21 protein-coding genes are annotated in these 20,958 nt (G+C 70.9%); 11 read left to right on the top strand and 10 right to left on the bottom strand.

All coding sequences use genetic code 11. The features are described 5' to 3' along the window. Positions 1-7 precede the first annotated feature (7 nt). The 6 genes from IE97_RS43595 to IE97_RS0110500 form a co-directional block, all read right to left on the bottom strand. Positions 8-79, bottom strand: a complete 72-nt coding sequence (locus tag IE97_RS43595) for a putative leader peptide (protein ID WP_310851512.1) — start codon at positions 77-79, stop codon at positions 8-10. A gap of 110 nt (positions 80-189) precedes the next feature. Beyond that, positions 190-1,797: an FAD-dependent monooxygenase gene (locus IE97_RS0110520; protein WP_030235405.1), complete on the bottom strand. Its 1,608-nt coding sequence runs from the start codon at positions 1,795-1,797 to the stop codon at positions 190-192. Positions 1,798-1,982: 185 nt separating this feature from the next. After that, entirely contained in the window at positions 1,983-2,879 is an 897-nt protein-coding gene (locus tag IE97_RS0110515) for an amino acid ABC transporter permease (RefSeq protein ID WP_030235402.1), read from the bottom strand. Next, positions 2,876-3,541 (bottom strand): amino acid ABC transporter permease, encoded by a 666-nt coding sequence (locus IE97_RS0110510; RefSeq protein ID WP_030235399.1) that lies wholly within the window; start codon positions 3,539-3,541, stop codon positions 2,876-2,878. The genes IE97_RS0110515 and IE97_RS0110510 overlap by 4 nt, the downstream gene beginning before the upstream one ends. A 74-nt stretch (positions 3,542-3,615) precedes the next feature. Beyond that, complete coding sequence (locus tag IE97_RS0110505) at positions 3,616-4,458, bottom strand: glutamate ABC transporter substrate-binding protein (RefSeq protein WP_030235395.1); 843 nt, start codon at positions 4,456-4,458, stop codon at positions 3,616-3,618. Between the two features lie 84 nt (positions 4,459-4,542). Then, positions 4,543-5,319, bottom strand: a complete 777-nt coding sequence (locus tag IE97_RS0110500; protein ID WP_030235391.1) for an amino acid ABC transporter ATP-binding protein — start codon at positions 5,317-5,319, stop codon at positions 4,543-4,545. Between the two features lie 288 nt (positions 5,320-5,607). Between IE97_RS0110500 and IE97_RS0110495 the strand changes: the two genes are divergently transcribed. Together IE97_RS0110495 and IE97_RS0110490 are read left to right on the top strand one after the other, a co-directional pair. Next, positions 5,608-6,294 carry a response regulator transcription factor gene (locus tag IE97_RS0110495; RefSeq protein WP_030235388.1) on the top strand — a complete coding sequence of 229 codons (687 nt, stop codon included), beginning with the start codon at positions 5,608-5,610 and terminating at the stop codon, positions 6,292-6,294. Between the two features lie 9 nt (positions 6,295-6,303). Beyond that, positions 6,304-7,707 (top strand): sensor histidine kinase, encoded by a 1,404-nt coding sequence (locus tag IE97_RS0110490; RefSeq protein ID WP_030235384.1) that lies wholly within the window; start codon positions 6,304-6,306, stop codon positions 7,705-7,707. A 26-nt stretch (positions 7,708-7,733) separates the two neighbouring features. Here IE97_RS0110490 and IE97_RS0110485 read toward each other — a convergent pair whose 3' ends face one another. After that, entirely contained in the window at positions 7,734-8,735 is a 1,002-nt protein-coding gene (locus tag IE97_RS0110485) for a TAXI family TRAP transporter solute-binding subunit (protein WP_030235380.1), read from the bottom strand. A gap of 96 nt (positions 8,736-8,831) precedes the next feature. Here IE97_RS0110485 and IE97_RS0110480 point away from each other — a divergent pair, with 96 nt between their 5' ends. Continuing rightward, the gene (locus IE97_RS0110480; protein WP_030235377.1) at positions 8,832-9,239 is read left to right on the top strand and encodes a MazG nucleotide pyrophosphohydrolase domain-containing protein; all 408 of its coding nucleotides are present in this window, start codon (positions 8,832-8,834) and stop codon (positions 9,237-9,239) included. A 60-nt stretch (positions 9,240-9,299) separates the two neighbouring features. Here IE97_RS0110480 and IE97_RS0110475 read toward each other — a convergent pair whose 3' ends face one another. Next, positions 9,300-10,523, bottom strand: coding sequence for a cation:proton antiporter (locus IE97_RS0110475; RefSeq protein WP_030235374.1), 1,224 nt, complete (start codon positions 10,521-10,523; stop codon positions 9,300-9,302). 4 nt (positions 10,524-10,527) lie between these two features. Continuing rightward, positions 10,528-11,013, bottom strand: coding sequence for a cation:proton antiporter regulatory subunit (locus IE97_RS0110470; protein WP_030235369.1), 486 nt, complete (start codon positions 11,011-11,013; stop codon positions 10,528-10,530). Between the two features lie 130 nt (positions 11,014-11,143). Here IE97_RS0110470 and IE97_RS0110465 point away from each other — a divergent pair, with 130 nt between their 5' ends. The 4 genes from IE97_RS0110465 to IE97_RS0110450 all read left to right on the top strand — a co-directional run bounded on the left by IE97_RS0110465 (position 11,144) and on the right by IE97_RS0110450 (position 15,246). Next, positions 11,144-12,205: a sensor histidine kinase gene (locus IE97_RS0110465; protein ID WP_030235365.1), complete on the top strand. Its 1,062-nt coding sequence runs from the start codon at positions 11,144-11,146 to the stop codon at positions 12,203-12,205. Then, the gene (locus IE97_RS0110460) at positions 12,205-12,858 is read left to right on the top strand and encodes a response regulator (protein WP_030235361.1); all 654 of its coding nucleotides are present in this window, start codon (positions 12,205-12,207) and stop codon (positions 12,856-12,858) included. Before IE97_RS0110465 ends, IE97_RS0110460 begins: the two co-directional genes overlap by 1 nt. 64 nt (positions 12,859-12,922) lie before the next feature. After that, the gene (gene miaB, locus IE97_RS0110455) at positions 12,923-14,449 is read left to right on the top strand and encodes a tRNA (N6-isopentenyl adenosine(37)-C2)-methylthiotransferase MiaB (protein WP_030235358.1); all 1,527 of its coding nucleotides are present in this window, start codon (positions 12,923-12,925) and stop codon (positions 14,447-14,449) included. A gap of 83 nt (positions 14,450-14,532) precedes the next feature. After that, positions 14,533-15,246, top strand: a complete 714-nt coding sequence (locus IE97_RS0110450) for a class III extradiol dioxygenase subunit B-like domain-containing protein (protein ID WP_030235355.1) — start codon at positions 14,533-14,535, stop codon at positions 15,244-15,246. Positions 15,247-15,325: 79 nt separating this feature from the next. Here IE97_RS0110450 and IE97_RS0110445 read toward each other — a convergent pair whose 3' ends face one another. Next, complete coding sequence (locus tag IE97_RS0110445) at positions 15,326-15,604, bottom strand: hypothetical protein (RefSeq protein ID WP_030235351.1); 279 nt, start codon at positions 15,602-15,604, stop codon at positions 15,326-15,328. A gap of 181 nt (positions 15,605-15,785) precedes the next feature. Between IE97_RS0110445 and miaA the strand changes: the two genes are divergently transcribed. The 4 genes from miaA (at position 15,786) to IE97_RS0110425 (ending at position 20,861) form a co-directional block, all read left to right on the top strand. Beyond that, the gene (gene miaA / locus IE97_RS0110440) at positions 15,786-16,724 is read left to right on the top strand and encodes a tRNA (adenosine(37)-N6)-dimethylallyltransferase MiaA (protein ID WP_030235346.1); all 939 of its coding nucleotides are present in this window, start codon (positions 15,786-15,788) and stop codon (positions 16,722-16,724) included. 108 nt (positions 16,725-16,832) lie between these two features. Then, positions 16,833-17,378, top strand: coding sequence for a hypothetical protein (locus tag IE97_RS0110435; RefSeq protein ID WP_030235344.1), 546 nt, complete (start codon positions 16,833-16,835; stop codon positions 17,376-17,378). A 144-nt stretch (positions 17,379-17,522) separates the two neighbouring features. Next, positions 17,523-18,395 carry a diaminopimelate epimerase gene (dapF, locus tag IE97_RS0110430; RefSeq protein ID WP_030235339.1) on the top strand — a complete coding sequence of 291 codons (873 nt, stop codon included), beginning with the start codon at positions 17,523-17,525 and terminating at the stop codon, positions 18,393-18,395. Between the two features lie 297 nt (positions 18,396-18,692). Continuing rightward, positions 18,693-20,861, top strand: coding sequence for a RelA/SpoT family protein (locus IE97_RS0110425; protein WP_030235336.1), 2,169 nt, complete (start codon positions 18,693-18,695; stop codon positions 20,859-20,861). The last annotated feature ends 97 nt before the right edge of the window (positions 20,862-20,958 follow it).

Genomic DNA, 20,958 nt, shown 5'->3' with positions numbered 1-20,958 from the left:
TGCGAAGTCAGCAGGACGGGCGACACACGCAGCCCGCATAGCGGAGGAGGTCCATATGGACCCTCCGCCACAGGCGCACACAGGTGTCGGTCACGCACCGGAGTACACCATGAGCATCCGGACCGGTCAACTCATTGTCACCATGCGGACGCACAGTGACAGTGGTCACGTCGGTCCAGGACGCCCGCGTCAGTGAGAGCCCGCCGAAGCACCGGCCTCGGCCTGCGCCTTCACCGGTCCGCCCACCGTCGCCTCCGCCGCCGCGTACAGGTCGGCCGGCCGCACTCCGCTCAGCGCGGTGACAAGGTGCCCGTCGGGGCGCACCAGAAGCACCGTGTGCGCGGGTGCGCCCGGGTAGCTCTCGGCGACCAGCAGCTCGGCGGGGTGCGGCAGTGCCGAAACCGCGGCCGCGAGCCGGGGCATGATGCCGGCACTGACCCAGTGCCTGCGCTCCCACACCCCCGTGCCCGGCGCGATCAGCACCACGAGCAGCGAGCCCCGGCCGAGCCGGTCCCTCAGCTGTACGAACGTTCCGTCCTCCGCGGTCACCGTCACATCGGCGACCGGCGCTCCGGGCGGTGTGTCGACGGGGACCTCCCCTTCGAGCTTCCCGGGCGCGAGCGGCGAGTCGGCGTACGCCCCCGGCGCGCCGAGCTGGCCGTACCCCAAGTGACCGTCCGTGAGGAGAGAGTCGTGCCCACGGGCCGAGCCGGGAACGTAGGAGCGCAGTCCCCCGCCGCCGCGCAGCAACGGCAACGCCTGGTCGGCGGCACGCAGCCGGGCGGCGACGACGGCGCGCCGCTCGGCCTGGTAGCTGTCGAGGAGCTCCTCGTGCGGCCCGTGATGCCACGCCAGCGCCAGCTTCCAGGCGAGGTTGTCGGCGTCCCGCAGGCCCTCGTCCAGCCCGTGCGTGCCCAGGGCACCGAGGAGGTGCGCGGCGTCCCCGGCGAGGAAGACGCGGTCGGCGCGCCAGCGGCGGGCCAGACGGTGGTGGACCGTGTGGACGCCGGTGTCCAGCAGCTCGTACGGCGGGGCCGTGCCGCCCGCCCAGCCGGCCAGGGTCTCCCGGATGCGGGTCAGCAGCAGCTCGGGCGTGACCAGGTCCTTGCCGGGCGGCAGCAGCCAGTCCAGGCGCCAGACGCCGTCCGGCAGCGGGCGCGCGGTGACCTCACCGGCCGACGGGCCCGACATGCGCCACGGCGGCATGCGGTGCAGCAACGCCTCGTCGGGCCAGGGGAGTTCCGTGCGCAGGGCGGCGACGGCGTGACGTTCCACCGCCGTACGGCCCGGGAAGCGGATGTCCTGGAGCTTGCGCACGGTCGAGCGGGGGCCGTCGCAGCCGACCAGGTAACTGCCGCGCCACCAGGTGCCCTTGGGGCCGCGCGTGTGGGCCGTGACTCCCGAGGACTCCTGTTCGATGCCGTCCAGGCGGCTCTCCACCGCGACCTTGACGAGCCGTTCGCCCGAGAGGGCCGCCCGCAGGGCGTCGGTCAGGACGTGCTGGGCGATGTGCAGCGGGATCGGCTCGGTGCCGTCGAAGAAGACCTCGCGCATCACCTGTTTGCGCCGGACCGACCGCCATCCGGCCCACTGGGCACCGACCCGGTCCAGGGGCACACCGGTCAGCCGTTCCATGAGGGCGGCGGTGTCCTCACGCAGGACGACGGTGCGCGACGCACGAGGTTCGTCCTTGCCCGGCCCCTCGTCGAGGACGACGCACGGCACCTCCTGACGAGCAAGTGCCAGAGCGAGCGTGAGCCCGACGGGCCCCGCTCCGACGATGATCACCGGGTCCACGACGCGGCGCCCCCTGCCCGTGGTGTTGTCCTGAGTGTCTTGCGAGACGTAGGTGAACAGGAAGTTGGAGCAGGGTGCACGATCACAGAACGTATGCAACCTATTGCCGGTGCTTGCGTCAAGTGATCAGGGGCAGTGGCGATCATGCCACTGCCCCTGATGGTTTCACATGAGGTGACCGTGTGTCAGATGGTGCCTCCGGCGCCGGTCCCGGTCGTGCCGGCGACCTGTGTCTCGTCCGCGCCCACAACCGCACCCGTCGACTTCTTGGCCTGCCGGAGCCGGCGCTCCAGCCAGCTCGCGAACGACGTGAGGGCGAAGTTGAGGGCGATGAAGATCACGGAAACGACGGTGAAGCTGGCGATGACGTTCGCGCCGTAGTAGCCGCTCATCGTGTTGGCGGAGGAGAGCAACTCGGCGAAGGTCAGGACCGCGCCGCCGAGTGCGGTGTCCTTCACGATGACGACGAGCTGACTCACGATGGCCGGGAGCATCGCGGTGACCGCCTGCGGCAGCAGGATGAGGCGCATCAGCTGCCCCTTGCGCAGGCCGATCGCCATCGCCGCCTCGGACTGGCCCTTGGGCAGGGCCAGGATGCCCGCCCGAACAATTTCGGCGAGGACGGAGGCGTTGTACAGCACCAGGCCGGTGACGACCGCGTACAGCGGACGGTCGTCGGAGCTGACGTTGGTGTATTCGGCGAACAGAGCGAGGCCGAAGATCATCAGGACCAGTACAGGGATGGACCTGAAGAACTCGACCACGATCGCGGCCGGAACCCTGACCCAGGCGTGGTCCGACAGGCGGGCGATGCCGAGAACCGCACCCAGCGGCAGCGCGATGATCACCGCCAGAGCCGCGGCCTTCAGCGTGTTCTGCAGACCGGGCCAGATGTACGTGGTCCAGGCCTCACTGCCGGAGAAGAACGGTTCCCACAGGGCCCACTCCAGCTGGCCCTTGTCCTTGAGGGCCTTGTACACCCACCACAGCAGAGCCGCGACGGCGACCAGGAAGACCACCGTGAGGACGGCGTTACGCCGCTTGGCGCGAGGGCCCTGGGCGTCGTACAGAACGGAACTCATCGCTTCACCGCCACCTTCTTGCCCACCCAGCCGAGGATCAGACCAGTCGGCAGCGTCAGGACCACGAACCCGAACGCGATGATCGCGGAGATCAACAGCAGCTGAGCCTCGTTCTCGATCATCTCCTTCATCAGCACCGCCGCCTCGGCGACACCGATGGCGGCGGCCACCGTGGTGTTCTTGATCAGGGCGATCAGCACGTTCGCCAGCGGGACGACGGACGAACGGAACGCCTGCGGCAGCACGACCAGACCCAGCACCTGGTTGAAGCTGAGGCCGATCGCGCGGGCCGCCTCCGCCTGCCCGACCGGCACCGTGTTGATGCCGGAGCGAAGGGCCTCGCACACGAAGGACGAGGTGTAGAAGATCAGCCCCAGGACGGCGAGCCGGAAGTTGATCGTCTCGACGTCGTCCGCGCCGAGGGAGACCCCCAGCGTCTGGTTCAGGCCCAGCGATGTGAACAGGATGATGACGGTCAGCGGGATGTTCCGCACGATGTTGACGTACGCGGTCCCGAAGCCGCGCATCAGTGGCACGGGGCCGACGCGCATGGCGGCCAGCAGGGTGCCCCAGATGAGAGAGCCGACGGCGGACAGCACAGCGAGCTGCACTGTTGTCCAGAAGGCCCCCAGCAGGTCGTAATCCTCAAGAAAGTCGAACACGATCTCCCGCGCTTCCGCGTATAGGGATGCCCGGTGCGCCGCCCCGGAGTGCGGCGCACCTGTCAGGCGTTGCCTCAGCTCTTGATGTCGCCGATCTTCGGCGCGGGCTCGTTCTTGTAGTTGGCCGGGCCGAGGTTCTTGTCCACGGCCTTCTGCCAGGAGTCGTCGGCGACCATCTCCTCAAGGGCCTTGTTGATCTTGTCCTTGAGGTCGCTGCCCTTCTTGACGCCGATGCCGTAGTTCTCGTTGGTCAGCTTGAAGCCGCCGAGCTTGAACTTGCCCTTGAACTGGGCCTGGGCGGCGTAACCGGCGAGGATCGAGTCGTCGGTGGTCAGCGCGTCGACGGCACCGTTCTGCAGGCCGGGCAGGCATGCGGAGTAGGTCGGGTACGGCTGCAGCTGCGCCTTGGGCGCCAGCTTCTCCTTGACGTTCTGCGCCGAGGTGGAGCCGGTCACCGAGCAGAGCTTGGCGTTGTTCAGGTCCTCCGGCGACTTGATCTTGTTGTCGTCGGCGCGGACCAGCACGTCCTGGTGGGCCAGCAGGTACGGGCCGGCGAAGTCGACCTTCTCCTGGCGCTCCGGGGTGATCGAGTAGGTCGCGGCGATGAAGTCGACGTCACCGCGCTGCAGCATGGTCTCGCGGTCGCCGCTCTTCGCCTCCTTCCACTCGATCTGGTCCGCGTCGTAACCGAGCTTCTTCGCGACATACGTGGCGACGTCGACGTCGAAGCCCGCGTAGCCCTGCGGCGTCTTCTGGCCGAGGCCGGGCTGGTCGAACTTGATGCCGACCGTGATCGTCTTTCCGCCGCCGGAACCGGAGCCGGAGTCGCCCGAGTCGCCGTTGCCACCACAGGCCGTGGCGGTCAGGGCGAGAGCGAAGACGGTGGCCGAGGCGGCGGTGACCTTACGGAGCTTCATCGTGAACATCCTTTGGCTGGTGAAGGAGATGCGGGCCCTCAAAAGGGCGGGCGACGTGGGCCGCGCTCGAAGCGGCCCGCGCCGTCAGTGGTGCAGGATCTTCGACAGGAAGTCCTTGGCACGGTCACTGCGCGGGTTGCTGAAGAACTGGTCGGGCGCAGCCTCCTCGACGATTCGGCCGTCCGCCATGAACACCACGCGATTTGCAGCCGATCGTGCGAAACCCATCTCGTGGGTGACGACGATCATCGTCATACCGTCGCGGGCGAGCTGCTGCATGACCTCCAGCACCTCGTTGATCATCTCGGGGTCGAGCGCGGAGGTCGGCTCGTCGAAGAGCATGACCTTCGGCTCCATGGCCAGCGCGCGTGCGATCGCGACACGCTGCTGCTGGCCGCCGGAGAGCTGCGCCGGGTACTTCTCGGCCTGCGCGCCCACGCCGACCCGGTCGAGCAGGGCCCGGGCCCGCTCCTCGGCCGCCTTCTTGTCCTTCTTGCGGACCTTGATCTGGCCGAGCATCACGTTCTCGAGCACGGTCTTGTGCGCGAAGAGGTTGAAGGACTGGAAGACCATCCCGACGTCGGCCCGCAGCCGGGCCAGCTCCTTGCCCTCGGCGGGCAGGGGCTTGCCGTCGATGGTTATCGCGCCCGAGTCGATCGTCTCCAGGCGGTTGATGGTGCGGCACAGGGTGGACTTCCCGGACCCGGAGGGTCCGATGACCACGACGACTTCGCCGCGGGCGATCGTCAGGTCGATGTCCTGGAGTACGTGCAACGCGCCGAAGTGCTTGTTGACGCTCTTCAGGACGACCAGTTCGCCGGTCGCGGCCACATCTTCCTTGGCCACCGATACTTCGGTCATCGCTCTCAGGCTCCGTCCTCCTCGGTTTCGGAGGACAGTAGTAACCCTCTACGACCTGCGTCATTACATCTGAGGGGAATCTGAGCATCACGATCCGATAGCAATCGGACACGTGTCGTAGCACTTATGAGCAGCGCTCATATCGGCCGGGTAACGGAAGCGCTCCGCAACCGGAACCCTCTTGACGCCGTCCTCATCCATCAGCGTGACTGCACAGGGTGCCCGCGCGCGTGCACCCGTTTTTCTACACATCCAGATCGTACGGCCAGTGAACCGAAGGGGGCCCGGATGAGACTGCTGCTCGTCGAGGACGACAACCACGTCGCCGCCGCCCTGTCGGCGGTCCTGGCGAGGCACGGGTTCGACGTCACGCACGCGCGCAGCGGTGAGGAGGCCCTCCAGGCACTCGTCCCCGAGAGCGACTGCTTCGGGGTCGTCCTGCTCGACCTCGGCCTGCCCGACCAGGACGGATACGAGGTCTGCGGCAAGATCCGCAAACGCACCAGCACCCCGGTGATCATGGTCACCGCGCGTTCCGACGTACGCTCCCGCATCCACGGCCTCAATCTCGGCGCCGACGACTACGTGGTGAAGCCGTACGACACCGGTGAGCTGCTCGCCCGTATCCACGCCGTGAGCCGGCGCACGTCCCACGAGGACACCTCGAGCGGCATCGAGACCCGGCTGCGCCTCGGCGCCGTGCACATCGAGCTGCCCACGCGCCAGGTCAGCGTCGACGGGGCGGTGATCCAGCTGACGCGCAAGGAGTTCGATCTGCTGGCGCTGCTCGCGCAGCGGCCCGGGGTGGTCTTCCGGCGGGAGCAGATCATCAGCGAGGTGTGGCAGACGAGCTGGGAGGGGACCGGGCGCACTCTTGAGGTGCATGTGGCGTCTCTGCGCGCCAAGTTGCGCATGCCGGCCCTCATCGAGACCGTTCGCGGAGTCGGTTACCGGCTCGTCGCGCCTGCCGGGTAGCGGGGTCGGGTGCGCACTCGTCTGCTCCCGCTGCTGATCGTCCTGATGGCGGCCGTGCTGCTCGCGCTGGGCGTCCCGCTCGCCGTCAGCCTGGCGGGCGCCGAGCAGCAGAACGTCGTCGTCGACCGGATCGACGACACCGCGCGCTTCGCCGCCCTCGCCCAGTTCGTCACCGACTCGCCCGACGAGGCCACCAGCGCGTTCGAGAACGAGCGCCTGACCGCGCTCAGCACGGAACTCGACAGTTACCACCGGGTCTACGGCATCCGGGCCGGTGTCTTCTACCGCAACGGCAGTGCCATGGCTCACGCACCGGAGGAGTGGTCCCTGCCGGCGGAGGGCGAGGTACGGGACGCCTTCGACGAGGCGTTGCTCAGCCGCCGCAGTCACGATCCCAAGCAGGTGTGGCCCTGGCAGCGCCGCACCCTCGTGGTCGCCTCGCCGGTCATCCGGGACGGCGACGTGGTGGCGGTCGTCGTGACCGACTCGCCCACCGGGCAGATGCGCTCGCGCACGCTGCACGGCTGGCTCGTCATCGGCGCGGGCGAATCCGCCGCGATGCTGCTGGCCGTCGGCGCCGCCCTGCGGCTGACCGGCTGGGTGCTCAAGCCCGTCCGGGTCCTGGACGCCACCACCCACGACATCGCCACCGGGCGGCTGAAGTCCCGCGTCGCCGCCGCCGGCGGGCCACCGGAACTCAGGCGTCTGGCGCGGTCCTTCAACGAGATGGCCGACAACGTCGAGGACGTGCTGGAGCAGCAGCGCGCCTTCGTCGCCGACGCCTCGCACCAGCTGCGCAACCCGCTCGCGGCGCTGCTGCTGCGCATCGAGCTGCTCTCCTTCGAACTGCCCGAGGGCAACCAGGAGATCGCCTCCGTCCAGGCCGAGGGCAAGCGCCTGGCGCAGGTCCTGGACGACCTGCTCGACCTGGCGCTGGCCGAGCACAGCGAGGCGGACCTGAAGATCACCGACATCGGCGCGCTCACCGCCGAACGCGTCGCGGCCTGGTCCCCGACCGCCGAGGCCAAGGGGGTGCGCCTGGTGGGCGACTGCCCGCCGACCACCGCGTGGGCCGACCCGGTCGCGCTGTCCAGTGCGCTGGACGCGGTCATCGACAACGCGGTGAAGTTCACGCCCGAGGGCGAGAGCGTCGAGGTGACCGTCGCCTCCAACGGCGACACCTCCACCGTCGTCGTCACCGACCACGGCCCCGGTCTGACCGACGAGGAACTGGCCCGCATCGGCGACCGCTTCTGGCGCAGCGGCCGCCATCAGAACATCAAGGGCTCGGGCCTCGGGCTGTCGATCTCGCGGGCGCTGCTCGCGGCGGGCGGCGGTTCGATCGCGTACGGGCATCACGAGCCGCAGGGGCTCAAGGTGACGGTGTCGGTTCCGAGGGGCGCGCCGGCGTAACGGCCCTCAGCGGTCGGGCGACCGGGCTACGGCTTGACGGACGTGTAGTAGCGCCGGGCGCCGTCGTGCAGCTTCAGCGGGTCGGTGTAGATCGCCGTGCGGACGTCGACCAGCTGGGCGGAGTGGACGGTCGCGCCGATGCCGTCCCGGCTGTCGATCACCGTACGGGTCAGCCACTCGGTGAGCCGGGGGTTCATGTCGTTGCGGGTGACCAGCAGATTGGACACCGCCAGGGTGGGGACCGGGTCGCCGCGCTGGATGGTGGGGTAGGCCGACTCCGGCATCTTGGTGGCACGGTAGTAGCGCGTGGCACCGCCCTGGTCGTGCAGCTTGGCCACGAGGGCGGCGTCGATCGGCACGAACCGGAAGGCCGACGCCGACTTCTTGGCCAGCCGGCTGAGCCCGTCCGTGGGGAGCCCGCCCGACCAGAAGAACGCGTCGAGCCCGTGTCCCAGCCGTTTGGGGCCGGTGTCGATGCCGTCGGACGACGGCTTGATGTCCTTCTCCGGGTCGATACCGGCCGCCTTGAGCACGCCGTTCGCGATCAGCCGCACGCCGGAGCTCGGCAGCCCTATGGCGACGCGCTTGCCCCGCAGGTCCGCGACGGAGCGGATGTCCGAGTCCGGTGGTACGACGAGCTGGACGTAGTCGTCGTACAGGCGCGCGACTCCGCGCAGCCGGTCGGCGCCCGTGCCGTTGCCGAGCTTGTAGGTGGCGACCGCGTCGGCCGCGGCGATCGCGAAGTCGGCGTCGCCCGTGGCCACGTCCCTGACGTTCTCCTGGGAACCGGCACTGGTCAGCAGGCGCACGTTCAGGTCGGGCATGTCCTTGTCGATCTCGGCGCGCAGCAGTTCGCCGTACTCGTAGTAGACCCCCGCGCGCGTGCCCGTGCTGAACCTGATGGTCCCGTCCGGCGGCTCCTCGGCCCAGGGGCGCAGCCACCACAGCAGCAGGCCGAGGACCACGAGGGAGGCGGTGCCGCCCTGCAGGGCCCGGCGCCTGCCGATAGGGGGGAGCGTCCTGGACATGCGGGCGATCCTGCCAGCCGGGGTGCCCCTCTGACCAGGGCAGGGGTCACAGGGGAGGGCGGGGGACTGTCAGTGGCGGCCACTACAGTCGCCCCCATGAGCTCCTCGCCCGCAGACCTGGTCCGTGAGTTCCACCGCGCCTTCGGCCTGGACGCCCGCAGCACCCCGACGGAGATCTCCCCGGAACTCGCCGCCCACCGCGGTGAACTCCTCGCGGAGGAGGCCGCCGAGGTCGCCGAGGTGTCGGTGACGGGCCCGCTGGACCGGCTCGCCCACGAACTCGCGGACGTCGTCTACGTCGCCTACGGCACGGCCCTCGTCCACGGCATCGACCTCGACGCGGTACTCGCCGAGATCCACCGCTCCAACATGACGAAGATCGGCCCCGACGGGTCGGTGTCCCGTCGCGAGGACGGCAAGGTGCTCAAGGGGGAGCATTACGAGGCACCGGATGTGTCGGAGGTGCTGCGAAGGCAGGGGTGGGCGCCCGGTGGGAGTGACTGACTGACGGGCCGGGGTGCTGCGGGGCGGATACGGCGACCCCACGGCACCGCACCACTGCCGTCAGTCCGCCACCGGCGCCTCGGCCTCCGTCGTCCGTGGAGTCGTCTCATACACGTCCCGGCGGGGCTCGCGGCGCCGGCTCCACCAGGTGGCCACCGGCTCCGTGTAGCGCGCGGTCAGCGGGCCCAGGACGACCAGGATGAGGACGTAGGCCGTGGCCAGGGGCCCGAGGGACGGTTCGATGCCCGCGGAGACCGCCAGACCGGCGATGACGATCGAGAACTCGCCGCGGGCCACCAGCGCACCGCCCGCACGCCAGCGGCCCTTGACCGAGATCCCGGCCCGCCGGGCCGCCCAGTAGCCGGTGGCGATCTTCGTCAGGGCGGTGACGACGGCCAGGCCCAGGGCGGGCAGCAGGACCGGCGGGATGCTGGTCGGGTCGGTGTGCAGTCCGAAGAAGACGAAGAACACCGCCGCGAACAGGTCACGCAAGGGGCTCAGCAGCGTGTGGGCACCCTCCGCCACCTCACCCGACAGCGCGATGCCCACCAGGAAGGCCCCCACCGCCGCCGACACCTGGAGCTGCTGCGCCACACCCGCGACCAGGATCGTCAGGCCCAGCACCACCAGCAGCAGCTTCTCCGGGTCGTCGCTGGAGACGAACCGTGAGATGAGCCTGCCGTAGCGCAAGGCCAGGAACAGCACGAGCCCCGCCGCGCCCAGCGCGATCGCCAGGGTCACGCTGCCGGCCAGCAGCCCGACCCCCGCCACCAGCGCGGTGACGATCGGCAGGTACACCGCCATCGCCAGGTCCTCCAGCACGAGCACGCTGAGGATCACCGGCGTCTCCCGGTTGCCGACCCGGCCCAGATCGCCGAGCACCTTCGCGATCACGCCCGACGACGAGATCCAGGTGACACCGGCCAGGACGACGGCCGCCACGGGCCCCCAGCCGAGCAGCAGCGCCACCGCCGCCCCCGGCAGGGCGTTGAGCGCGCAGTCGACCAGACCGGACGGGTAGTGCGTCTTGAGGTTGGAGACCAGATCGCTCGCCGTGTACTCCAGGCCCAGCATCAACAGCAGCAGGATGACGCCGATCTCGGCGCCCGTGGCGATGAACTCCTCGCTCGCGCCCAGCGGCAGCAGACCGCCCTCGCCGAAAGCCAGACCGGCCAGGAGGTACAGCGGTATGGGCGAGATCCGGAAACGGCCGGCGAACCGGCCGAGCAGGCCGAGGCCGAGGATGATGGAACCGAACTCGATGAGCAGGACAGCGGAGTGCACCGGCTCACTCCCGCTCGAGGATCGTCGCGGCGGCGTCGACGCCCTCACGGGTGCCGACAACGATCAGCGTGTCACCGCCCGCCAGCCGGAAGTCCGGCGCGGGCGAGGGGATGGCCTCGGCCCGGCGCAGCACCGCCACCACCGACGCGCCCGTCTCCGTCCGCATCCGCATGTCGCCCAGCACCCGCCCGTTCCAGCGGGAGGTCGCGGCCACCTCGATCCGCTCGGCGACCAGCCCCAGGTCCGTGGTGTAGAGCAGGCTCGGGCTGTGGTGGGTCGGCATCAGCGCGTCGATCAGTGAACCGGCCTCCGAGCCGGTCAGCCGCAGGGAATGCGCACAGGAGTCGGGATCGTCGGCCCGGTACACGTTGACCGTGCGCGTGCCGTCGCGGTGCGCCACCACCGACAGATGGCGGTGTTCCCGGGTCTCCAGGTCGTACTGGACCCCGATTCCCGGCAGCGGCGTCGCCCTCAGGCGCGGAGCTGACACGTTTCTTCCCCTTGTTCGGTGGTGTGTGTCTTGTTTGCGTCGATGTCGGTGGTGATGCCCGTGCCGTGAGCGGTGCCGATCAACGGACGGGCCACGTCCGCATGCTGCCATCCGGCCGTACGGTGACGACATGGGTGTCGTGACGGATATGCGCGGCCGCCGGTCACGGAAGAGGGTGAACCGGGCGGAGTCGCGTGCGAAGGCCGGAAGGGACGGATCCAGGAACGTGTCGCTGTTCTGGCGGATCTTCTCTCTCAACGCCATGGGCCTGGTCGTGGCCACCGCGCTGCTGCTCGGCCCGGTCACCGTGTCCACTCCCGTCCTCGCGGGCGAGGCGCTGGTACTGCTCGGCGGACTTGCGGTGCTGCTCGCCGGCAACGCGCTCGTGCTGCGCTTCGGCCTGGGGCCCCTGCAGCGGCTGGACCAGGCCATGGCCACCGCGGACCTGCTGCGTCCGGGCTCCCGCCCGGTGGTCGCCGGCCCGGCGGAGACGGCCGGGCTGATCACCACGTACAACAGGATGCTCGACCGTCTGGAGGCCGAGCGGGCCTCGGGCGCCGCGCGGGCGCTGTCCGCGCAGGAGCGTGAACGGCACCGGATCGCCCGGGAACTCCACGACGAGGTCGGGCAGACCCTGACCGCGGTCCTCCTCCAGCTCAAGCGCGTCGCGGACCGGGCACCCGAGGGCCTGCGCGAGGAGGTGGGACAGGCCCAGGAGGCGACCCGGGCCGGCCTGGAGGAGATCCGCCGGATCGCCCGCCGGTTGCGTCCCGGTGTCCTGGAGGAGCTCGGCCTGGCCAGCGCCCTGCGCTCGCTCACCGCCGAGTTCACGACCCACGGGCTGACCGTGCGCCACCGTGTCACCGGCGACCTCCCCGCCCTGAACCCGGAATCGGAACTCGTCGTCTACCGAGTGGCCCAGGAGGGCCTGACCAACACCGCCCGGCACGCCGCCGCCGACCGCGCGGAACTCCGGCTCCAGCCGGTCCCCGGCGGCGTCGAACTCCTCGTCCGCGACAACGGCACGGGTCTCCGCGACGCCCCGGAGGGCGCCGGCATCACCGGCATGCGCGAACGGGCCCTCCTGATCGGCGCCGGCCTCACCCTCGAACCGGCCCCGGGCGGTGGCACCGACGTACGGCTGCGCATACCCGTGACATCGCGCACACCCGTGACAGAAGGACCCCGCTGATGGCCCCACCGATCCGTGTCCTGCTCGCCGACGACCACACCCTCGTACGCCGGGGCGTGCGCCTCATCCTGGACGGTGAGCCGGACCTCACGGTCGTCGCCGAGGCCGGCGACGGTGCCGAGGCCGTCGCACGGGCCCGCGAGACCGCCGTCGACCTGGCCGTCCTGGACGTGGCCATGCCCCGCATGACCGGCCTCCAGGCCGCCCGCGAGCTCTCCCGTCGACTGCCCGACCTGCACATCCTCATCCTGACCATGTACGACAACGAGGAGTACTTCTTCGAGGCGCTCAGGGCCGGGGCCAGCGGTTACGTCCTCAAATCGGTCGCCGACCGCGACCTGGTCGAGGCCTGCCGGGCGGCCGTGCGCGACGAGCCGTTCATCTACCCCGGGGCCGAGCGGGCCCTCGTCCGTTCCTACCTGGAGCGGCTGCGCGGGGGCGGCGGCCTGCCGGAACGGCCCATCACCGAACGCGAGGAGGAGATCCTCAAGCTGGTCGCCGAGGGCCACACCTCGAAGGAGATCGGCGAACTCCTCTTCATCAGCGCCAAGACGGTCGAACGTCACCGCGCCAACCTCCTGCAGAAGCTCGGCATGCGCGACCGCCTGGAGCTGACCAGGTACGCGATCCGGGCGGGGCTCATCGAGGCGTGAGGCCGGTGGCCGGGTTGTCCACAGGCGACCGAGCCAGGTCCGCCGACCGCCTACCCTTGTCCCCATGAGCAGCATCGACCGGAGCCAGGCAGTGGGCGGCACGCGCACCTATGAAGTACGCACCTACGGGTGCCAGATGAACGTCCACGACTCCGAGCGATTGGCCGGTCTGCTGGAGGACGCGGGATACGTGCGCGCCCCGGAGGGCTCCGACGGCGAGGCGGACGTCGTCGTCTTCAACACCTGCGCCGTGCGTGAGAACGCCGACAACAAGCTCTACGGCAACCTCGGCCACCTGGCGCCCAAGAAGGCCAGGCGTCCCGGCATGCAGATCGCGGTCGGCGGCTGCCTCGCGCAGAAGGACCGCGACACCATCGTGAAGAAGGCGCCCTGGGTGGACGTCGTCTTCGGCACGCACAACATCGGCAAGCTGCCCGTCCTGCTGGAGCGCGCCCGCGTGCAGGAGGAGGCGCAGGTCGAGATCGCCGAGTCGCTGGAGGCGTTCCCCTCGACGCTTCCCACGCGCCGCGAGAGCGCGTACGCCGCCTGGGTCTCCATCTCCGTCGGCTGCAACAACACCTGCACCTTCTGCATCGTCCCGGCCCTGCGCGGCAAGGAGAAGGACCGCCGCCCCGGCGACATCCTCGCCGAGATCGAGGCGCTGGTCGCCGAGGGTGTCTCCGAGATCACCCTGCTCGGGCAGAACGTCAACGCGTACGGCTCCGACATCGGCGACCGCGAGGCCTTCAGCAAGCTGCTTCGGGCCTGCGGCAAAATCGACGGCCTGGAGCGGGTCCGCTTCACCTCCCCGCACCCCCGGGACTTCACCGACGACGTCATCGCCGCCATGGCCGAGACGCCGAACGTGATGCCGCAGCTGCACATGCCGCTCCAGTCCGGCTCGGACCCGGTGCTGAAGGCCATGCGCCGCTCCTACCGCCAGGAGCGCTTCCTCGGCATCATCGAGAAGGTCCGCGCCGCCATCCCGCACGCGGCGATCAGCACCGACATCATCGTGGGCTTCCCCGGCGAGACCGAGGAGGACTTCGAGCAGACGCTGCACGTGGTGCGCGAGGCCCGCTTCGCCCAGGCCTTCACCTTCCAGTACTCCAAGCGCCCGGGCACCCCGGCCGCCGAGATGGACGGCCAGATCCCGAAGAAGGTCGTCCAGGAGCGCTACGAGCGTCTCGTCGCCCTCCAGGAGGAGATCTCCTGGGAGGAGAACAAGAAGCAGGTCGGCCGCACACTGGAGCTCATGGTCGCCGAGGGCGAGGGCCGCAAGGACGACTCCACCCACCGCCTGTCCGGCCGCGCCCCCGACAACCGCCTGGTCCACTTCACCAAGCCGGACCAGGAGGTCCGCCCCGGCGACGTGGTCACCGTCGAGATCACCTACGCCGCCCCGCACCACCTCCTCGCCGAGGGCTCCGTCCTCGACGTGCGCCGGACGCGCGCGGGTGACGCCTGGGAGAAGCGCAACGCCGAGAAGTCGGCGAAGGCGTCCCAGCCGACCGGCGTCCTGCTCGGCCTGCCCAAGGTCGGCGTCCCGGAGCCGCTCCCGGTGGCGGCGAGCGGCTGCGGCTGCGACTGAGGCGGGACCGCGGCAGCCCAGGTCGGGCTTGGGGCGTGCCGCTGCCCGCAGAGCAACGCCACCTGAGAGCTACCCTGCCGATCATGCTTGTCGCCGCCGCAGTCTGTCCCTGTCCGCCCCTCCTGGTTCCCGACGTCGCCGCGGGCTCCGCCTCGGAGCTGGACGCCGTGCGGGCCGCCTGCTCGGACGCGCTGGGCGTGCTCGCCGCCGCCCGGCCCGGGCGTCTCGTCGTGGTCGGACCGGTGGCCGGCGCCGGGGCCGAGACGTTCCCGGAGGGCACGCGGGGCTCGTTCCGGGGCTTCGGCGTGGATCTCGACGTACGGCTCGGGGCGGCCGGAGGCGCGGACGCGGAACGGCGACTGCCGTACTCGCTGGCGGTGGCCGCCTGGCTGCTGGAGCGGACGGACCGGTCCGGCGTCCCGGTCGAGGGCCTCGGTGTGGGGGAGCGGCTCGCGTCCGAGCTGTGCGTGCGGACCGGACGGGAGATCGCCGCGCGGGACGAGCGGGTCGCGCTGCTGGTGATGGGTGACGCCAGCGCCTGCCGGACCCTCAAGGCCCCCGGCTACCTCGACGAACGCGCGGCGCCCTTCGACGCGGAGGTCGCCCGTGCGCTCGGCGCGGCTGACCTGCCGGCTCTGACCGCGCTGGACACCGGGCTCGCGGACGAGCTGAAGGTGTCCGGCCGGGCGCCCTGGCAGGTCCTGGCGGGCGCTGCGGAGGGCGCGGACCTCGGCGGATCGCTGTTGTACGAGGACGCGCCGTACGGCGTGGGATACATCGTGGCCGGCTGGTCGTAGACCTGGCGGCCAGCGCGGGAAACGGCGGACGGCCGGGAGCCTTCGTGCTCCGCGGCCGTCCGCCCTCGCGCGGGGGTGGTCACGTACGGGCGCTCTCACCGGCCTCGTTGTCGGCCGCCTGGTCGGTGGACTGCTGCTTGGGGATGTCGACGCTCTCGGTCTCGGTGGCCTCGGCGGCCTCGGCCACCGGTCCGGCCGATTCCGCTGCCCCGTCGGACGCCTTCGCCGGCGTGGCCTCCCCCGTCTCCGGAGCCCTCTCCGCCTCGGAGTCGGCCTTGGTCGCGACGGCCTGAGCCTCGGCGGCAGGCGTCTCCTCCGTGGTCTTCGACCGCCGGAGAAGTCGTGCAAAAACGCCCATATCCACTCCATACGTTACTCGTGCGGGCGAAATCCCGCGTAGCCCGGTGCGTCCGTTTGCCCGACCCGGGTCGCCGCCTCTGTCGTCCGGCGGCAGGAACCTCGAACGGGCAACGACCCTGCGGCTGCGGCGTCACGTAACTCGTTCGAGAGCGGGGTTCGAGGTTTGCGAGACTGGGTCGGTGAGCAGTGCACCCATCGCCCCCCGCGTCATCGCCGTCGTCGGACCAACTGCGGCCGGAAAGTCCGATCTGGGCGTTTTCCTGGCCCAGCGCCTAGGCGGAGAGGTCGTCAACGCCGACTCCATGCAGCTCTACCGTGGGATGGACATCGGCACGGCCAAGCTGACGCCCGAGGAGCGCGGCGGCGTGCCGCACCACCTCCTGGACATCTGGGACGTGACCGTCACGGCGTCCGTCGCGGAGTACCAGCGCCTGGCCCGGGAACGGATCGAGGCGCTGCTCGCCGAGGGCCGCTGGCCGATCCTGGTCGGCGGCTCCGGACTGTACGTGCGCGGAGCCGTCGACAACCTGGAGTTCCCCGGCACCGACCCCGAGGTCCGCGCCCGCCTGGAGGAGGAACTCACACTGCGCGGCTCGGGCGCGCTGCACGCCCGCCTGGCCGCCGCCGACCCCGAGGCCGCGCGGGCGATCCTCCCCAGCAACGGCCGCCGGGTCGTCCGGGCCCTGGAGGTGATCGAGATCACCGGCAGGCCCTTCACCGCCAACCTCCCCGGTCATGACTCGGTGTACGACACGCTGCAGATCGGCGTCGACGTGGCCCGGCCCGAGCTGGACGAGCGCATCGCCCGCCGGGTCGACCGGATGTGGGAGGCCGGGCTCGTGGACGAGGTCCGCGCACTGGAGGCGCAGGGGTTGCGTGAAGGGCGTACGGCCTCGCGCGCGCTCGGTTACCAGCAGGTGCTCGCGGCCCTCGCCGGGGAGTGCACCCTCGAGGATGCGCGGGCCGAGACCGTGCGTGCCACCAAGCGCTTCGCGCGCCGTCAGGATTCGTGGTTCAGGCGCGACCCGCGGGTGCACTGGCTGAGTGGGGCAGCGGCCGATCTCACAGAACTTCCGCAGCTCGCGCTGTCTTTGGTCGAACGACCGGTTACAGCCTGATCACGTCATGGCATCGGGACGCCCAGGCCGTCATCCGGGCCATCGACGGCGTGCCATCATCGAGCTTCGATCGACCGAGTTGAGTCCTAGTTGGGAGGGCGCGTGGCGATGGAGGCCGGCCCTCGCGACACCGCACAGAGCACCGATCACATCACCGCCGAGCGGGATGAACCGGAGCACCGGGGTGGCCCGGAGCACCTGGACGGCCCGGAGAACCTGGACGGACCGGAGCAGGAGGCGGACCGCCTCAGCTCCGACGGGCCCGACGAGGCGCAGGGTGTGACCGACGACGGTCCCGAGCCCGGCGAGATGTTCGCCGAGGTGGAGGTCGAGCTGCGCCCGCAGCGCCGGCTGCGCATCTGGCAGCTGGCACCCATCGTGGGACTCGCGGCACTCGGCTCCCTGATGTTCGCCTTCCCGCTCGCCTTCGACTTCGGCGACAGCGGGGCCGTCATCGCCATGCTCGGCCTGCTGATCTGCTCGTGCGCGGCCGGCTGGGGCATGATGGCGGCCCGCCGCGTGGGTTACACGTGGCCGGGCCTCCCGGCCAGGGGCTCCGGCCGCAGACCGGACTGGCGGGTCGTCCTCGCGTACGCCGTGATGGTGGCGGCGGTCGTCGCGCTGGCGGTCTGGCGCGTGGCAAGGCTCCGCTAGCCATCGCGCCCCCTCAGGGGCGCGGGGCCGTGCCGCTGCCGCGGATCCGCCGCGTGGGCGCGGCCGGCCACGAAGCACCCACACGGCCTCGGCACCCACCACCCGCACTCGGCCCTCCCCGCGGAGCGCCCGTACGATCGAGGCATGAGCACGCGGATCCCCTTCCTCAAGGGCCACGGCACCGAGAACGACTTCGTGATCGTCCCGGACCCCGACAACGCCATCGACCTGCCCCCGGCAGCCGTCGCCGCCCTGTGCGACCGCCGCGCCGGCATCGGCGGTGACGGTCTGCTGCACGTGGTGCGATCCGCGGCCCACCCCGAGGCGAAGAGCATGGCGGCCGAGGCCGAGTGGTTCATGGACTACCGCAACGGCGACGGCTCGATCGCCGAGATGTGCGGCAACGGCGTGCGGGTCTTCGCGCGCTACCTCCAGCGCGCCGGACACGTCACCGAAGGAGACCTCGCGATCGCCACGCGCGGGGGCGTGAAGACCGTGCACGTTTCCAAGGACGGTGACATCACCGTCGGCATGGGCAGGGCGTTGCTCCCCGAAGGCGACGTCACGGTGAGCGTCGGCGAGCGCAGCTGGCCCGCGCGGAACATCAACATGGGCAACCCGCACGCGGTCGCCTTCGTGGAGGACCTGGAGCACGCCGGCGACCTGCTCGCCCCGCCGCCCTTCAGCCCGGCCACCGCCTACCCGGACGGTGTGAACGTCGAGTTCGTGGTCGACCGCGGCCCCGGGCACGTCGCGATGCGTGTGCACGAGCGGGGTTCCGGCGAGACCCGCTCGTGCGGCACGGGCGCGTGCGCGGTCGCCGTGGCCACCGCCCGCCGCGACGGCGTTGACCCGGCGATCACCGGCACGCCGGTGACCTGCACCGTCGACGTCCCCGGCGGCACCCTGGTGATCACCGAGCGGCCCGACGGGCAGATCGAGATGACGGGCCCGGCGGTGATCGTGGCCGAGGGCGAGATCGACGCGGAGTGGCTGGAAGGCACCGCGGGCGCCTGAGCAGGACACACCCGCGCGGAACAGTCGTGCTCCGTCGGCCACCGGGACCTGAAACGCCCGTTGGCAACCGGCCATTTGGCGGGAATGAGGGCATCGCACTCTCGATGTACAGGGGTGCAAACCTCACATACGTCGCTCGAATGGGTGATCAGTTTCACGCTCGACGAGAGACGGTCAGCCACACGTGGTGGGCTCGATAGCATCAAGCACCGGCCCGGACGGGGGACCGAAGCCGCCCCCTGAGCCGTGTCCGCCCTGGGGCACCCCGTCCACCGGTCCACGCAGCCGGAGGTGCCCATGAGTGCGGAGGCCACGAATTCCGTGACCCCAGGCCCGATGCCGAGTGCGGTGTCAGGACCGGTGACGCCGACGGCCCCACGCAGAAAGGCCCGCCCCCGGATCGACCTGCGCCGCCTCGGCCGTGCCGCCCTGCTCGGCCCGGCCGTCCGGGGCCGGCTGCCCGACGCCATCAGCCACGTCGTCGAGGCCCACCGCGCCCACCACCCCGACGCGAACCTCGACCCCCTGCGCCGCGCCTACGTCCTGGCCGAGTCCTCGCACCGCGGCCAGATGCGCAAGAGCGGCGAGCCGTACATCACGCACCCGCTCGCCGTCACGCTGATCCTCGCCGAACTCGGAGCCGAGACCACGACCTTGACGGCCTCCCTGCTCCACGACACCGTCGAGGACACGGATGTGACGCTCGACCAGGTCCGCGAGCAGTTCGGCGAGGAGGTCCGCTACCTCGTCGACGGCGTCACCAAACTCGAGAAGGTCGACTACGGCGCCGCCGCCGAGCCCGAGACCTTCCGCAAGATGCTCGTCGCCACCGGCAACGACGTGCGCGTCATGTCGATCAAACTCGCCGACCGGCTGCACAACATGCGCACGCTCGGCGTCATGCGCCCCGAAAAGCAGGAGCGCATCGCGAAGGTGACGCGTGACGTGCTCATCCCGCTGGCCGAACGACTCGGCGTCCAAGCCCTCAAGACCGAACTGGAAGACCTGGTCTTCGCGATCCTCCACCCGGAGGAGTACGCACACACGAAGGAGTTGATTGTCCGCAACTCCGCCCGTGCGGACGACCCGCTCGCCGAGGTCGCCGACGAGGTGCGTTCCGTTCTGCGCGAGGCGGACATCGCGGCCGAAGTCCTCATCCGCCCACGTCACTTCCTCTCCGTGCACCGGGTCTCCCGCAAACGCGGCCGGCTCCGCGGCTCCGACTTCGGCCGCGTCCTGGTACTCGTGAACGAGGATGCCGACTGTTACGGCGTCCTGGGCGAACTCCACACCTGCATGAAGCCGGTGGTCTCGGAGTTCAAGGACTTCATCGCCGTACCGAAGTTCAACCTGTACCAGTCCCTGCACACGGCCGTGGCGCGAGAGGACGGCCAGGTCGTCGAAGTCCTGATCCGCACGCACCAGATGCACAAGGTCGCCGAGGCCGGAGTCGTCGCGCTCGGCAACCCGTACGCTCCGGCCCCCGACGACCCGGCCGACGGCGAGCGCGTCGACCCCACCCGCCCCGGCTGGCTCTCCCGGCTCCTCGACTGGCAGGAGGCGGCGCCCGACCCGGACCACTTCTGGTCGACCCTGCGCGAGGACCTCGCCCAGGACCGGGAGATCACCGTGTTCCGGCCCGACGGCGGCGCGCTCGGCCTGCCCGAGGGAGCGACCTGCGTGGACGCCGCCTACGCGCAGTACGGCGAGGACGCGCACGCGTGCATCGGCGCCCGCGTCAACGGCCGCCTGGCGGCGCTGAGCAGCGTCCTGAAGGACGGCGACACCGTCCAGCTCCTCATGGGGCAGGACCCGGCGTCCGAGCCCTCCCGGGAATGGCTGGAGCACGCCCACACACCCGCGGCCCGGATCGCCATCCAGCGGTGGCTGGCCGCCCACCCGGTGCAGGCCGAGGCCCAGCGGACCGAGACCCAGGAGGACCGGCAGACCGAGGAACGCGCGGCGGCTCCCCGGCCCGGTACCGCCGACGCGTCAGACCCGGACGGCCCCACCCCCGGCAACGTCATCACCGACCGGGCCGGCGCGACCGTACGGCTGGCCGGCTGCTGCACACCAGTGCCACCCGACGAGATCATCGGCTTCGCCGTACGCGGGGGAGCCGTCACCGTGCACCGCGTGGAGTGCGCCGCCGTGACCCGCATGAAGGACGGGGCGCGTACCGAGGTCGCCGTGCGCTGGGGGGAGGCCACCGACTGCCGGGTCACACTGGTCGCCGAATCGTTCGTCCGCCCCCATCTGCTCGCGGACCTCACCGAAGCCATGGCCCTGGAAGGCGCCGAGATCGTCTCCGCCACCGTCGAACCCCCGGCCCAGCAGCAGGTCCGCCACACCTACACCGTCCAACTCCCGGACGCCGCCCACCTGCCCGCCCTGATGCGCGCGATGCGCAACGTGGCCGGGGTGTACGACGTGGGCCGGGCCCAGCCGCAGCCGCAGGAAAGCTGAGCCGTCCGGCCACCGGGAGCGGCCACCGGCGCGGGCGCCGGTCCCCGGTTCGGGTGGGCCGGACGCGTGTCGTCCCCGTCCCGCGCGCGCCCGCTGA

This window comes from Streptomyces sp. NRRL S-455 (genome assembly GCF_000717875.1).
GTDB lineage: Bacteria > Actinomycetota > Actinomycetes > Streptomycetales > Streptomycetaceae > Streptomyces.
The sequence above is the reverse complement of the archived record's forward strand: the minus strand, read 5'-3'. Positions and strand labels throughout refer to the sequence as shown.